This is a genomic window from Fibrobacter sp. UWB7, assembly GCF_900142945.1.
GTDB lineage: Bacteria > Fibrobacterota > Fibrobacteria > Fibrobacterales > Fibrobacteraceae > Fibrobacter.
In genome coordinates this window covers 858,894-873,539 of record NZ_FRCO01000002.1, presented here as the reverse complement: position 1 = coordinate 873,539, position 14,646 = coordinate 858,894, and the positions used below count along the sequence as shown (strand labels likewise).

The window sequence follows — 14,646 nt, the reverse complement described above, 5'->3', positions numbered from 1 at the left end:
AAAGTTCTAAGTGGTCAAAGAGAATAAATCCGGGGTGACATTGCGTTTGGCATTGTTTTTAGAGTGTTGCAATAAAATTCCTGTGGTAATTCCAGCTCCACTGTTCGGGGTGCTCGGCAATCCATGTTTCGACTTCGCGCGCAATACCTGTGACGAGCGCACTTTCTGATGGCGCGGCATTTATGGCGTTCCCGATGCTTTCATCGTATTTTGGCGGGTAATATTTTTCGAAGCGGATGACGATGCGCTTCTTTTCGCTCCATGTGCGGAATGTGACAATTCCTGCTCCCATTTCGTTTATTTTTTGCGGGAGGCGCAAGTAAAGTGTGCTTGGGCGGCCGAATAACGAGACCGAGTTCCCTTTGGTGTGTTTGCCTTGGTCAATGACCATTGCAAGAATGCCTTTGGTGCGGAATAGTTCACGGATAAGGCGGCCTGTTTCGTCGGGATGATATTCGGTAAGGTGCGGGTCACTGCGGAGGTCTTTGAGGACTTCGCGGAAAGCGATGTCGCCGACGGAATCTGTAATGAGGTGGACGTGTTCGCTGTAGCGGCAAAGAGCGCGGTGCATGAGCTCGAATGCACCTTGATGGATGCTGATTCCTGCGATAGGAGCATTTTGCTTGGCGCAATCTGCGATGGCATTGCGAATAATATGCTCGTTCTCGTAAACGATTCGCTTTTCAACGCTCTTGAAACGTGCGAGTCCGCGGTAGGATTCTAGCGCATTCCAAAAAATGCCTTTGAATGTGTCGCGAGCATTTATCTTTGCAATCGTGCTTATGTTCGGGCTTTTCACATCGCGCGGCATCTTGTTAGTGCCGTAGCCTTCTCTTGCCTCGTATTCCTTTGCGGTTGCCAAGTGCTTTTCGACGCGCCCGTAGGCGCGCTTCTTGTGCAAAGCTTTGTAAACCGGGAAAACGATAGCAAAAAGAACTGCGTAAAACGCATCCGGCAAACGCAGCAGAATGTTGATTAGGAACTTGTACGTTATGACCTTGAATCGGCGCATTCCCGTATAAAATCCTAATTCTCGTCGAATTCCAGGATGTTTCTTCCGAGTTCGCGGTCAAAGATGCTCTGCTTGAGACCTTCGCCAGCATAGCTAATCGTCGGCGAAATTTCGTACAACTTCTTCTCGTCAATCTTGACGTGCGCCTTGCGGAGCCATTCGCGGTGGAGCTTGCCAATCATTGTACGTGCAGTCTTCGGAGAATCGTTGCCTTCGGCGTTCTTGACCGGGCTGAATTCTTCTTCGCGTACAACGCCGAACGGGAGCATGGAACCGAGCTGCGGGAATGCGTCAAAGAGGAACTGTTCGAACTTGAAGCACTTTTCGATGCCACAAACAGTTTTGCGTGCGGTGTGCCACGGGAGCTTGCTAGTCTGCAACTTGCGGAGTCCGCTGATTTTAAACAAGTGAATCGCGATGTTGCCGCCGTCGAATGTGAGGGAACCGTCAGCATTCGTCATGTCGCGGAAGTTTTCCGGAAGGTCGCTGTATTCGACAACGCCTGGCTTCTTGTTTTGGAAGGCGAAAATGCCGACTTTTTCGTTCGGACCAGCCTTGTGGACGACCTTCGAGGCACTGAGAATCGTGCCTTTTTCGGCAAGTGCGCCAATGAATGCCGGGTCGCAAATGCGGCAGAGGGCGTTATCGACGCTGTAGAGGAACACGTATTGCACGCCGCGTTCCACAAGCCAAGCGAGCGTTCCGCTCTGGGCGAGGGCGCGGAAGCAACCGCCGTTTCCATCGGGCACAAGAGCCAAATGGTCTTCGCCATCGCGGACTGCCTTGCCGTCTGCGGTAAGGGCGCAAATCGTTCCCTGCTGGAAGAAGCGGATATCTTCGCGGTTTAAACCAAAGAAGTTATTTTCGCTGAAAAAGTTGACCGTTGCTTCGTGGTTCAAGGGGCTCGTCATGATGCACCACGGAATGGCGTGACCAACGCGTGCGCCCAAGTTGCGCAAACGTTCTGCCTGCAACTGGAACAGACTCTTGTGGCTCGGGAGACCGATATCGAACATGCCCTTCGGACCATCGAAACCGAGACGCGAACCTTGACCGCCTGCCACGAGGAAAGCGGCAACCTTGCCTTGACCAAGGAGAATTTCACCCGTTTCTTTCCAAAAATCATAACGGAGATCGTCGGTTGCGAGTTTCCATGGCATCGGAGTGAGGTCTGCAGAAACGTTATCGCTCAAGCTGGCAGCGGACTTTTCGGCGTGGAGAGCCTTGAGTTCTTGCCAGTCCTGGCTCAAAATATCGCGTTCCAAATTTGCGCGGGCGTCGCCCGTCAAAGATTCCAAATGTTGGGCCAGTTCTTGCTGACCTGCTGCGTTCAATGTTTCGATAATATTCATGCGATGTAATATAATAAAAAGAAAAATGCCCGCTCAATGGCGGGCACGATAAGTCTTGTTGTTATGGTAAACTATCTAATACCGAAGAACACGACCATGCTGAAGATGAGGGCGAAAATGCTCACGAGATGCATGCGCCACACAATCTTGGAGTTCATGAGTGGTTTGCTCGGGAAGCGTCCGTCCCACTTCTTTTGGTAGTGGTGGTGGAGCGGGGCGCAAAGGAAGATGCGCTTGCCGGTGCCGGTCGTTCTCTTGGTAATCTTGAACCATGTAATTTGCATCAAAACAGAGCAAGCTTCGGCGATGATGATGATGCATACGATGGGGAGGAAGAGTCCTGCCTGCACCAAGATGAACATGATACCGATGGCTGCACCGAAGCCGACGGAACCTGCGTCACCCATGTAGATTTCTGCCGGAGGGCTGTTGAACCACAAGTAGGCGAGCAATGCGCCTGCGATGGCGGTGGCGAGCGGGAAAAGTTCGTCGCAGCCGGGGAGGTACGGCACGCTCAAGTACTGGCTAAAGATGAAGTTGCCACTCACGTAAGCGACGAGCCCGACAAACACCATGCTGGTGAGGATTGGTACAGAAACGAGGCTGTCGAGACCGTCTGTGAAGTTCGTTCCGTTAGCAGAAGCGGCGATGACAAACGTCATGAACGCAACGAAAATCCAGTTGGGGAGGTGGATCTGGAACACGTCAATCGGGCAGAATGGAATGGTCAAATCGCCCTTGAGTTCGGGGATGAACTTGTAGCAGAAAACGGCAACGACAAAGCTAAACAAAAAGTAGAGGAAAAGTCTAAGTGAGCTGGAAATGCCATCCGCCTTGTCCATGTATTCGGCGGCTTTGAGCTTACCCTGATTTACAAGGCGCTTCGCGCGGACCTTGGCCATATCGTCGGTGGCACCCACAGCGCTAAACAATGCCAAAATTACGAGAGTCGAGATGGTGTAGCCGTTCATCTGGCAAACGAGCAATGAAACAATTTCAACGACAATCACGAGGAGGAGACCGCCCATAATCGGGGGAGATTTTGTCTTTCCGTCCTTGTCGAAATCGCTCGTGGCGTCCAACCTCTGCAAGAAGCGAATGTACTTCGGCATGAAGAAGAGCACCAAAATAATGGAGAGCATGGCGGCAACGCCCGCACGGAAGAGACGACCGTCAAAAAGGTCAATGTGAGTTGTTTGATATAGCCAGTGGCAAAGCATAGTTTAGGTTTTAGGTAATAGGTTTTAGGTAATAGGGAAAAATATAGTGAGAGCACAAAACGAGATGGACTCCGTAAAGATAAAATATTGTAGTTATGTTGGCTAGGAATTGTAAAAAATTCTAGATTTTAGAATATGAGTGAAATGGATATCGAATGCCCGCATTGCGGAACAAAATTTAAGGTCCAGATAGACGGAGACTTCTCGAATATGATGGTGTTTCCGTGTGCTAGGTGCCAGACCCCCTTGATGTGCTATCATGGGGAAGTATCTGAGTTAGACCGCGAAGAGTTCTCGAAGTTGCGTGAAAAACTTTCGAAGGTTTTGAACGTCGTGATGCGTCAGGAAGGCACTGTGGGCGAGGTTGCCAATGCGCTCAAAAAGCTTGTCGATGTCTCGAATGCACGTGCTGACGAACGTGATCAAAATCACACCGCTATTACGGACGATGAACTTGACGCATTGCAAAAAGACCTTGCGGATCTCGACGTGGACGCTTTTTTGAGTAAACTGTAATGCTTGAATTTTTTATCGCTGCGCTTGTTATTGGGATTGCTCCTGGACCAGATAACCTTTTTGTGCTTGCCCAGAGCGCTACATACGGGGCGCGTCTTGGTTTTTGCATTATTCTTGGGCTTTGCACAGGAATTGCCATACATACTTGCCTGCTTGTGGCGGGCGTTTCGGCGTTGATTGCGGCTAGCCCGACGGCGTTTTTTGTCATTCAGTGTCTCGGCGCGGCTTATCTGCTTTATCTCGCGTACAAGAGTTTCGGGGTGAAAGCCGGCGTTGTGCGTGTTGACTCTTGTCATCCTGAGCGAAGTGTAACGGAGTCGAAGGATCCAGTAAAGTCTAGTGATGCGATTAGCGGCGTTCCTTCAGCGCGTAGCCTTTACATGCGTGGCATTATCATGAATCTCACGAACCCGAAGGTGATTCTTTTTGTGCTTTCGCTGATTCCGCCGGCCGTGCGCTTGGATCGTCCGATTCACCCGAGTTTGCAGATGGCTATTTTCGGCGGTGAATTTATCTTGGCGACAATGATTGTATTTGGGAGCATTGCGCTTTTAGCAGGAACAGTGAAGAAGTTCCTTTTGACATCGCCGAAGGCGAACCGCAATCTGAACTGGTTTAGCGGTGCGGTGTTCGTTTTCTTGGCTGTTGCCTTGTTTATGGTATAAAAAACGCGCGTTTTATCGCGCGTCCCTTTTTAAAGCTGTTCTTGGATGACTTTCAATAGTTTTGCAATTGTCTCTTCGGGCGAGTCCTTGGAACTTGCGCCTGCGGCACGAACGTGGCCGCCTCCGCCAAATGCTCCTGCAACTTTGTTGACATCGACAACGTAATTGCTGCGTAGGCTAATCTTGTATTCGCCGTTGACCGGGTAGAGGAATATGGCGACTTCAGTGCCGGTAACTTCGCGCAATGTATCGATGACGCTGCTGAGTTCAACCGGTGTCACGGAATAGCGGTCCATGTCCTCGGGCGTGATGTAGCTGTAGACAACTTTTCCGTCGAGAGCGAGTTTGCTGCTCATCATCACGTAGCCCGTTACGAGTGTCTGGGTGTACGTTCTCGTGTAGTACGTCTCGTTGATAATGCGTGTGAAGTCAATGCCTTTTTCAAGCAGGTCGCCGATGACAGTCATCGTCTTATGCCCGGTGCTGCTGAACTTGAAGGCGCCTGTGTCATGCACGATGCCGAGGTACAAACATTCTGCTGTTGCCTTGCTGACTTTGCTCGGGTCGAGTAAAAAGTAGAGGACTTCGCATGCGGAACTTGCCTTTGCATCTACGTAATTGACGTCGCAGAGGTTCAGCGGATTGCTGATGTGGTGGTCAATATTGCATGTCTTTTTGGCTGCCTTGATGCAGCTTTCGCCGTTTGCGCCGACGCGATCGAATGTGGATGAATCCAAAAGGAATGCCAAATCGAACGAGCCGAATTCATCGTTGTAAAATTCATTAATGGCGTTGGAATTGGAGAGAATCTTGTAGTTTTCCGGGAAGCGTTCCAAGAAAATGCGGACTTTCGTAGTCGGGTAGTTGTCGCAGATGTAGTTGTAAAGACCGAGCGTAGAACCCACGCAGTCTCCATCGGGGCGCACGTGTCCAAAAATGGCAACGCTTTTAGCTTCTTTCAGTAAATCATCAATTTGCATAAGGCTTTCCTTCTTTTTTGAAAAATGTAAATAAATATTTTTGGATTGAATTGATGGACTTTCTATATTTGCCGTGATGAAACTTTTATTTACTGATTTAGACGGCACGCTCCTCGACGACGAGAAGAATATTAGCCAGGCAGACATGGCTTCAATCCAGGCGATGATCGGGGCTGGTCACAAGTTCGTGATGACGACAGGGCGCCCGCTCACAAGCGTAAAGCACATTGCTGAAAAGTACGGCTTCTTGAAGCCGGGATATTTTCTGGTCAGCTTTAATGGCGGGCTCATCTACGACTGCGGAACCGAACAGCCGATTTTGACGCGTCGCATCGCAGTGGATCAGGTAAAGTTCATCATGGACGAGGCTCACAAGCGCGGGATGCATGCGCATACGTATGCGGGCGATTTGGTGGTCTCGGAATACGAGACGGAACAGCTCAAGACGTATTGTCGCTTGATGAAAATGGATTATGTTGTTGTAGATGATATCCGCAATTATTATGGTGGGGTTAATTGCAATGACGGTCCGATCAATGTCGTGGTTAAGCCGCCGATTAAGGTGAACGTGATTACGCCGTTTGAACATTCGAGTCTCGTGGATTTCCGCGCCGAGATGCGGACGGTTACGGCGGGCAAGCTGTTCGACGTGTTTAGCAAGCCCGAAATGCTTGAGTTCTCGCACATGCTTTCGAATAAAGGCGCTGCTGTGCGCTACATGGCGGACTTCTATCACGAGCCGATTGAAAATACGATTGCCGTGGGCGATGAAGAAAACGATTGCCCGATGATTGAGGCGGCTGGCGTTGGGGTCGCGATGGCGAATGCGTCACCGGCGGCAAAGGCTGTCGCCAATTACGTGACCGAGCATGACAACAACCACTCCGGAATTACTGAAGTTATTGAGAAATTTGTGTTGTAGTCGTTAGTCAATGGTCGTTGGTCGCTAGTTGAAAAGGTCGCGACGAAGTCACCAGATTTAAACTAATAACTATTGACTAATAACTAGTAACTAGCTATTTCGCTTTTACATTTCTTTCTTAAGTCTCGCAATAATTTCTTCCACGTCCGTGAAGGCGCACATGGGGAGGCTTACGACTTTTTGGCAGGCTTCAATGGCGTTGGCGTTTCCGCGCCCTTGATTGAGTTCCTTAAAACATGGCTGCGTGTGTAGCGGCTGCGGGTAGTGGATGCAATAGGGAATTTCCGCGGCGTCTATTTTTTCGATAAAGGATTTGCGGCGGTCATCCGCCAATACAGTGTATTGCGCGTACGTGCTCGTGTTACCGCTTGCGATTTTTTGCGGCGCGATTCCCGGAACAGTTTTGAAAAACTCGTTGTATTTGCTTGCGTTCTCGCTGCGCTTCTTGAGTTCGTCCTTGAAATGGCGGAGCTTCACACGAAGGACTGCTGCCTGGATGGCGTCAAGCCTGCTGTTCATGCCGCAAATCTCGTGAACGTAGCGCGTCTGGCTGCCGTGGTTTGCAATGAGGCGGATTTTGTTCGCGAGTTCGTCGTCCTGCGTGAACAGCGCACCGCCGTCCCCGTAGCAGCCGAGTGGTTTTGCGGGATAAAAGCTCGTGATGGAAATGTCGCCGAACGTGCAAGCGGGGACTCCGTTTTGCGTGGCCCCGAACGCCTGAGCGGAATCTTCGATCAGCCAAAGGTTGTTTGCGCAGGCGCATTTCCGGATTTCCGCATACGGGGCGCACTGCCCGAAGAGGTTTACCACGATAATGCCCTTGGTCTTTGGTGTAACGAGTTTTGCAATGCTCTCGACGCTGACCTGGAGCGTTTCTGCGTCGATATCTGCAAATTTCGGGATGCCTCCGAGGCGCATCACGCATTCGGCGGGGGCGATAAAGGTAAAGTCTGGGACGATGACTTCGTCTCCCGGTTTGAGCCCGAGGGCGAGGAGGGCAATAGTCAATGCGTCCGTTCCGCTACCGCAGGTGATGGCGTGCTTTGCTCCTGTGAATTCCGCAAGTTCAGATTCCAGCGCTTGTACGACTGGTCCTCCGATAAAGCAACCGCTGTCGAGGACTTCTTGTTCGGCTTGCTTAAATTCGGATAAATAGGCTTCGCGCTGCGCACGTACGTTGATAAACGGAATCATGGTGTGCAATTTAGCATTTTCCCGCCCCTTGACAACTTTTAAACTTTTACTATCTTTGTGCTAACATTTTTTAAGTAGGTTTTCACCCGGAGAATTTAAGGTGCCTCAACACAAGTCTTGCAAAAAGCGTTTGCTCCAGGCCGAAAAGGCCAACGCAATGAACCGTTCCACCCGTAGCGCTATTCGTGCTAGCCTCAAGGTTATCCGCACTGCTGCTACGAAAGCTGCTGCCCTCGAAGAAATGCCGAAGCTCTTCAGCATGCTCGACAAGGCTGCCGTTTCTCACCGCGCTGGTTTCTGCGCCAACCGTGCTGCCAACTACAAGGCCAAGGTTGCTAAGGTCATCAACGGCCTCGCTTAATTAGAATCCTAAAAGATTTTAAGCAAAATGAACCGATACGCGGATGTGTATCGGTTAGTTTTGTTATTTAAAACTTACGATAAAATTACGACAGAGTGGTTCTTGGGGGAGATTTCTTCTGTTTGTAGACGAAAAAGTTGTGATTTTGATTAAAAAAAGGCAAAAATCAAAAATTTCTTTTTGGTTTATTGAACTTTTTTACTAGATTAAGTACTGGGTTTCAAGGAATTATAATGTCGTCTATTAATTTTGCTACAAGAGAAATTAGTTGTAAGGTCGTTTATTATGGTCCTGGTTTAAGTGGTAAAACCACAAATCTCCAGGTAATCCATCAGAAAATGCCCCAAGACAAGCGCACGGACATGGTGTCGCTTGCAACTGAAGGTGATCGTACCTTGTTCTTTGACTTTTTGCCTTTGAACTTGGGCGACATTAAGGGCTTTAAGACTCGTTTCCAGCTTTATACTGTTCCTGGTCAGGTTTATTACAACAGCACTCGTAAGCTCGTGCTTCGTGGTGTCGATGGGATTGTTTTTGTAGCGGACTCCCAACGTTCACGTCAGGCTGAAAACTTGGAGAGCCTCCAGAATTTGCGTCAGAACTTGCAGGACTACGGCATGAACTTGGATGATATTCCGTTCGTGTTGCAGTACAACAAGCGCGATATGGAAAATGTCTTTACTCTGGATGAGATGAATGATATGCTCAATCCAGAAAAGAAGATCCAGTTCTTCCCGGCGACTGCCCATAATGGTAAGGGCGTTGTGACGACGCTTAAGACGATTGCCATGCTGGTGATTGAAAAGTTTAACGTGAAGCAGGGGTTCTTGCGCAAGGCCGCTGTTGCTGCCGCTCCTGCAGCGAGCGAAACTCCGGCTGAAAATGCTGAAGCGGGCAAACCGCAGAATGAGGCTGCCGCTCCGCAACAGCCGACTTCTCCGTTCCGCATGCCGTCGTTTGCGGCAAAGCCGCAGGCAAATGCAGGGAACTCTGGCGGTGCCGGTTCTGGTTTGTTCCAGAAGGGCGCGATGTCATCTCCGTTTGCTCGCCCGCGTGTGGCGACTGCAGTACCTAGAATGCCGACGTTTGGTCGTGCCGTGGAAAAACCGACACAGGCGGATGACGATGAAATTGTCTTGCGTCCGTACAAGCCAAAAGACCAGTAATATTATAAATGTTTGTGGTGTTATATGAGCGATTATACAATTTATTCTGATGATGCTAACAAAGTGCGTCGCTTGATGACCGCCTACCAGGCAAGCGTCAAGTGCGAATATGTTGTTCTTTGCCATCGTGATGGAAACATCATTGCCGAAGTCGGTTCTCTCGGTTCTGACTTGGATGCAACTCCCCTTGCGGTTTTGAGCATTGCTGCATTTGACTCTTCTCGTCAGATCGGGGTGATGCTTGGTGGCGAAAAATTCCAGTCCGTTTCATTTACGGGCGAAAACCGTTCCGTTTATATTTCCCCTGTAGACCAGTCGCTATTGCTTGTTCAGGTCTTTAAATCTGGTAGACTTCCGAACCGCATTGATGACTTTAATCGCTTGCTGGTCGAAAAGCTGGAGGACGCCGTTCCTGCATTTACGCAGAATACGAGCAGTCTTGTTCGCTAGGAGGTGCTTGTGGCAGGCAAGTTTCCGCCACTGAGAAATTTGCGTAAGACGACTGTTTTTGCGATAGTCGTCTTTCTTGCTTTTTTCGTTCACCGCTTTGTCATGTTCTTCATCGATGACGAAGTCAACTTTACGGACAATTCCGATATTGAACTTTCTCCTGCCAATAGTGTGGTTTGCCGTCATATTGTGAACGGGGAACCATTTGGTGCCGATAGCGTGTTCGAAGAGAATACGCGACTTTACGTTTTTTCGTCTATTACAAATTCTGCACGTTACCAAGAGGATACGCTTTTCCATATCTGGTTCTTGGGAATCGATACGATTTTTGTTGAAACTTGCAATCTTGCGGGTGATGTTTGCAGTTCGATGCTTGCTTCGGACTTGGTCGAACTTGGCGAATGGAGCGTCGATCTGGTGGCGGGGCGTAAGCTGCTTGCGAGCAGACAGTTCCGCGTGGTGACGCCTTCTCGGTAATTTTATATGCGGTCTATTCCTTGTCTGGGCCTGCTGCTTGCCAGTTTAGCCTTTGCTTTGGATGTGGATTCGCTCCCGGTTTGGGATTCTTCAATTCTTGCAAAAAATGGTTTGGAAAATGCGTCGGGCGCGACGAGTCTTGTCGCGACAAAGGATGCGCCGGAAGCATCGGATTCTTCGCATGCTGAAATTGAGACGCACGGCTACAAGACGATGCAAGTGACTGTGGGTGATGGCGGTACGCAGGTCGATCAGGAATTGCGACTTTCGATTCAAGGGCGCCTCACGGATAGCGTTTATATTGACGCTCTGTTGTCGGATGTGGACCGCAAGGCGGGCGACCAGACAACGGCAACTCTCCAGGATGTAGACCAAATTTATTTCCGCGTGGAATCTCCATATGCGATGTTGCATTTAGGCGATTTGACATGGACGGATAATTCCATGGGGCTCACGTCGTTTAGCCGTTCAACGCTTGGTGCAATGGCGACGTTGCGTTATCATGGTTCCGAAGTCAGTGGTGCGTGGGGAACGGACGAGGTAACGCGTTATTCGCGGTCGTTTAGCGGTGTGCAGGGGCAGCGCGAAGGTTACCATTTAGATGAGGCGGGCGGATTTATTTCGGTGGTGCCGAATTCTGAAAAAGTCTGGTTGAATGGTGTAGAGCTTGTGCGTAATCGCGATTACGAGGTGAATTATGCGGGCGGTCTTTTGGACTTTAAAAATGGGATTATTCCTGGAACTGATGATGATGTCCGTGTGGAATACGATGCGTACTTGAACGATGATATTTATACGATGTATGCGGCTCGTGGAAGCCTGCGTCTTGAAAATGTTTTCTTTGATGTGGCTGGATTCCATTTGGAAAATGATGTGGACCGCATGCGGAAAAGTTCATTGGACAGTACGGCGTATGAGCAGTTGAAAAATGATCGTGGCGGAGAATTGAAGGATTCGCTGGATCAGGATTTGCACCGCCCGAAAATGTCGGAACGCTTGGGAGCACGCCTCCGCCTACAGGCGGAACATCGGTTTTACGCCGATGTCGAACTCGGGCTCAATCGCATGGACTCGAATACAGTTTCTAAAAATGTTGGTGGCCCGAGTGGGCGTGCGTTCAGATGGTTTGTGACGACTGATTCGACGCAGAACATGAATGCGTTTCCGGTAGCGCTCTTGGTCCATGGAAATTACGTTCAAGAGGGCTTTGCCATATCTGAATTTAGCGGTACTGAACGGGACTGGGATGCGTATGCGCTCCGCAATGAATGGGATTTAGATAGTGCGCTTTTGAAAGGCGACTTGCGCTATGATGAACTTGCTCTCCGGATTCGTTTAGGCAAGGATTGGTTTGGAACGGCGAAATGGGGTTACCGCCGTGGTGATGATGAACGCTGGAATTCTTCACGGTCTCAATTCTCGCTTGTGCATCGCAACTTGAATGCAGCAAGTGAATTTACGGCAGCGTATGTATCGAGCTCGCAGGAAGTGGATCAGAAACGCTATCAGGGGTCATTCTCTTCGGAATTTTTGCGCGGATTCTTTAGGCCGTTTGGCAGTGGCGATGTGCGCTATTCCGTGCGTGATTCTCTTGGCTACAAGACGGAGCGCGGTTATGCGAAGACTGCTGTTGGTGCAACTTTGAACGAAGACTTGTGGAATGTAAAGGAATCGGTCGGGACGCTTACCGTGCGCAAGCATGATATCTCGGGGCGTTCCCGCGACGAAGACTGGCGCGATTCTGTGAGTTCTGTAACGTGGACGCAGTCGGCTGAAGCAAACTTTCGCAATTTCAACTTGTCACATTTGTTGCAGTATTCACATGCGGTGACGGATTCGCTTGGCGCCTCGGATTCTTGGGTGGGCGACTTGACGACGAATTTTGGCGATGACGATATGGGTGTGCAAGGTTCTGTCACGTATAGTTTCGGGATGACTTCGGAGCAGACTTACACTGCCATTTATAAAGCAGTGGCGAAGGGAACGGGCGATGTGCGTTACGATAGCCTTACGGGAACGTTTATCGAAGGTGTCGATAACGGTGACTTTGTCTATGAAGGCATGGGGCGTAACGATTCCGTGGGTGCTGTCCTTTCGTCAAATGCGACTTTTGAAGCTTCGCTAGAATGGAATCCGGGTGTTTCGCTGGGGATAACGCAAGGCTTGTTGCGTGATATTACGTTGAGTGCGTCTTTCCATTCCGAAGCGGAAGATACGACTGGCAAAAAGATTTATTTTCCACCGATTATGACATCGAGTTTGCGGAACGTAACCGCGGGAACTGTTTCGTGGGAAGCGAGCCTTGCTTGGGATCATCCGTCGGGAGCTTCTGCCATGTACAGCCCGAGTGCAAGTTATGAAAAGAAGATGTCTTCTATTGGATATTATCAGGACATGTTCGATCACAAACTGATGGCCGGATTTAAAATAAATGAAGACCATTACGTTGGTGTTGAAAATGTTTTAGAAACGGTCCGTTTGACGGCTCTGCAAAAATTGGACTGGAACATTTGGGAAATTACCGGGAAATATATTTGGAAGTTGCCGGCTGGCTTTAGTTTGGAACCGCGTGTCCGTTATAGGGAAGGCTCGGGTGAAGATGATTTAAAAACATCGTTTGGAGCGCATCTCTGGGAAGAAGAACTTCGCGTTGGTTACGAGAGGGATGGTGTTGTCGACGGTCATATCTCATTTGCGTCCATACAAATGGACCGTCACGACGGTACGATTCCGTATCAGATGATGTCTGGCTTTGGCGATGGCGTGACCTACAGGCTTGAAACGATGGTTTCGGTGGAAGTCAATAATTTCCTGTCTCTTTCGCTCCGGTATATTTTGCGTTTTGGCGATGCCGAAGAAAATGTGTTCCAGAAACTTGCAAGCGAGGCGAAGGCGTTTTTCTAATGAAAAATGAAGAATTAAAAGTGAAGAATGGACGGTACGTCGCTTTTGTTGTGCTTCTGCTGGGAGCGGCTTTGAACCTGTGCTTTGCTTCGACGTGTCGTATAGAACGCGTGGAATGGGATGGCGACCATAGCGAATTTGAAGAGCTCTCGATGAGTGTTATTGTGGGCGCTCCGTGCGATTCTTGGCGTGGGGCGAAACAGAAGTTGTTGCGCTATTACGAAGACCGTGGTTTTGTTGGGGCTTCGTTACAGGTACATGTAGATAGTGCGGGGGTGGCGCATTGCAAGTTTGAACGCGGTAGTGCGTGGGTGTGGGCGGAACCAGAAAATCTTGATTCTGGTGCGACGGAAATCGATGTCTTTAGGCGATTGACTGGACTTGAAATTGGCGAAAAAGTTTCACTTTCTGATTTGGAACGCTCGGAGCGTAGGCTCTTGCGATTGGGCTATTACGAGCAGACGGCGGGAGTGCGCTTGTTCCGCGATCCGGTGCGCAACCGCATTATCCCGGCGTATTCCATGAGGGCGACTCCGATTTCTGCGGCAGAAGGATTCCTCACGTATTCGAGCGATGAAAATGTCTGGGAAGGCAACATCAATCTTGCTTTGTACAACATCTTGGGCACGGGGCGCGATTTGCAATTGGAGGGCAATTCGCAGAATGATTCTCGGCGGTTGGAAGGCTCGTATCGCGAACGCTTTATCTTTGGGACCGCTTGGGATGTTGTTGTTCGCGGGTTCTTTGAGGATGATTCGCTGTCGCGCGATTCGCGATTGGAGCTTGGTGTGTCGCGGAACATCGGCTTTAATTTTGAAGTTTCTGCGTTTGTGGGTATTGGCAATGACGAGAAAAGCTCGACGCTGGAGCTTTCGTACATTTCGTTTGACCGAAGCGTTTTGCCTCGTAGCGGAACGTCGTTTGATCTGTCGCTTGCGTGGATGATGGATCGCCCGGATTCACTCGATAGCTATTTGCGTCTGCAGTCGTCGCTTGTGTACTATTTGCCGTTGTGGAAGAACTTTATTGTGCGCTACTCGGCAGCGGCTGGCGCTATGCTCCCGTCGGGTGGTGCGTTTGCGCGTGAGGACTTGTTTAGCTTGGGCGGCATCAATTCGTTCAAGGGGATGATGTATGGCTTTATGCGGACGCGTGCGTACGGATTTTCGCAGGCGGCGCTTTTATGGCAAGATGGCTACGATTTGTCGATTGAGCTTTTCTACCAGCCGGGGCTTTATAGGCGGATGAAGCCGTTCCATGGGTGGGCGCGCGAGCACGATTATGGCATCGGGTTTACGCAGTACCGCAAGTCTTGGAGCTTTAGCATTTACTATGCGCTCCGCAATGGGTGCGATTATCTGGATGGTGTGCTTGGCTTTGGCGTGAAGACGCTTTTTTAGGCTTATGGGCTCTGCCTACTGTCTACT

13 protein-coding genes and 1 pseudogene are annotated in these 14,646 nt (G+C 49.8%); 9 read left to right on the top strand and 5 right to left on the bottom strand.

Annotated features, from left to right (window positions below; all coding sequences use genetic code 11):
* Nucleotides 1-58 precede the first annotated feature (58 nt).
* From BUC30_RS09190 to mraY, 3 genes are all read right to left on the bottom strand, one after another.
* A complete protein-coding gene (locus BUC30_RS09190) occupies nt 59-1,012 on the bottom strand; it encodes an LpxL/LpxP family acyltransferase (RefSeq protein WP_073424554.1) in 954 nt (317 codons plus the stop codon).
* 14 nt (nt 1,013-1,026) lie between these two features.
* The gene (locus BUC30_RS09185; protein WP_073424553.1) at nt 1,027-2,364 is read right to left on the bottom strand and encodes a UTP--glucose-1-phosphate uridylyltransferase; all 1,338 of its coding nucleotides are present in this window, start codon (nt 2,362-2,364) and stop codon (nt 1,027-1,029) included.
* Between the two features lie 71 nt (nt 2,365-2,435).
* Nucleotides 2,436-3,584: a phospho-N-acetylmuramoyl-pentapeptide-transferase gene (mraY, locus tag BUC30_RS09180; protein ID WP_073424552.1), complete on the bottom strand. Its 1,149-nt coding sequence runs from the start codon at nt 3,582-3,584 to the stop codon at nt 2,436-2,438.
* 135 nt (nt 3,585-3,719) lie between these two features.
* On the opposite strand from mraY, the gene BUC30_RS09175 reads away from it, so the two are divergent.
* Together BUC30_RS09175 and BUC30_RS09170 are read left to right on the top strand one after the other, a co-directional pair.
* Nucleotides 3,720-4,100, top strand: a complete 381-nt coding sequence (locus tag BUC30_RS09175; RefSeq protein ID WP_073424551.1) for a zinc ribbon domain-containing protein — start codon at nt 3,720-3,722, stop codon at nt 4,098-4,100.
* Entirely contained in the window at nt 4,100-4,765 is a 666-nt protein-coding gene (locus tag BUC30_RS09170) for a LysE family translocator (protein ID WP_073424550.1), read from the top strand. The genes BUC30_RS09175 and BUC30_RS09170 overlap by 1 nt, the downstream gene beginning before the upstream one ends.
* Nucleotides 4,766-4,794: 29 nt before the next feature.
* Here BUC30_RS09170 and BUC30_RS09165 read toward each other — a convergent pair whose 3' ends face one another.
* Nucleotides 4,795-5,745: a DHH family phosphoesterase gene (locus tag BUC30_RS09165; RefSeq protein WP_073424549.1), complete on the bottom strand. Its 951-nt coding sequence runs from the start codon at nt 5,743-5,745 to the stop codon at nt 4,795-4,797.
* A gap of 76 nt (nt 5,746-5,821) precedes the next feature.
* Between BUC30_RS09165 and BUC30_RS09160 the strand changes: the two genes are divergently transcribed.
* Nucleotides 5,822-6,667 (top strand): Cof-type HAD-IIB family hydrolase, encoded by an 846-nt coding sequence (locus BUC30_RS09160; protein WP_073424548.1) that lies wholly within the window; start codon nt 5,822-5,824, stop codon nt 6,665-6,667.
* Between the two features lie 105 nt (nt 6,668-6,772).
* Here the strand turns inward: BUC30_RS09160 and BUC30_RS09155 are convergent, their stop codons facing one another.
* Complete coding sequence (locus tag BUC30_RS09155) at nt 6,773-7,861, bottom strand: DegT/DnrJ/EryC1/StrS family aminotransferase (RefSeq protein WP_073424547.1); 1,089 nt, start codon at nt 7,859-7,861, stop codon at nt 6,773-6,775.
* Nucleotides 7,862-7,961: 100 nt separating this feature from the next.
* Here BUC30_RS09155 and rpsT point away from each other — a divergent pair, with 100 nt between their 5' ends.
* The 6 genes and pseudogenes from rpsT to BUC30_RS09125 all read left to right on the top strand — a co-directional run bounded on the left by rpsT (nt 7,962) and on the right by BUC30_RS09125 (nt 14,619).
* Nucleotides 7,962-8,222 carry a 30S ribosomal protein S20 gene (rpsT, locus tag BUC30_RS09150; protein ID WP_012820070.1) on the top strand — a complete coding sequence of 87 codons (261 nt, stop codon included), beginning with the start codon at nt 7,962-7,964 and terminating at the stop codon, nt 8,220-8,222.
* Nucleotides 8,223-8,455: 233 nt separating this feature from the next.
* Nucleotides 8,456-9,046: pseudogene (locus BUC30_RS16515) on the top strand (ADP-ribosylation factor-like protein); the annotation flags it as partial.
* Nucleotides 9,047-9,412: 366 nt separating this feature from the next.
* Nucleotides 9,413-9,838, top strand: coding sequence for a roadblock/LC7 domain-containing protein (locus BUC30_RS09140; RefSeq protein WP_073424545.1), 426 nt, complete (start codon nt 9,413-9,415; stop codon nt 9,836-9,838).
* 9 nt (nt 9,839-9,847) lie between these two features.
* A complete protein-coding gene (locus tag BUC30_RS09135; protein ID WP_073424544.1) occupies nt 9,848-10,315 on the top strand; it encodes a hypothetical protein in 468 nt (155 codons plus the stop codon).
* 6 nt (nt 10,316-10,321) lie between these two features.
* On the top strand, nt 10,322-13,219 hold the full coding sequence (locus BUC30_RS09130; RefSeq protein WP_073424543.1) for a hypothetical protein: 2,898 nt from the start codon (nt 10,322-10,324) through the stop codon (nt 13,217-13,219).
* A complete protein-coding gene (locus BUC30_RS09125; RefSeq protein WP_073424542.1) occupies nt 13,219-14,619 on the top strand; it encodes a BamA/TamA family outer membrane protein in 1,401 nt (466 codons plus the stop codon). Before BUC30_RS09130 ends, BUC30_RS09125 begins: the two co-directional genes overlap by 1 nt.
* Nucleotides 14,620-14,646: the final 27 nt, after the last annotated feature.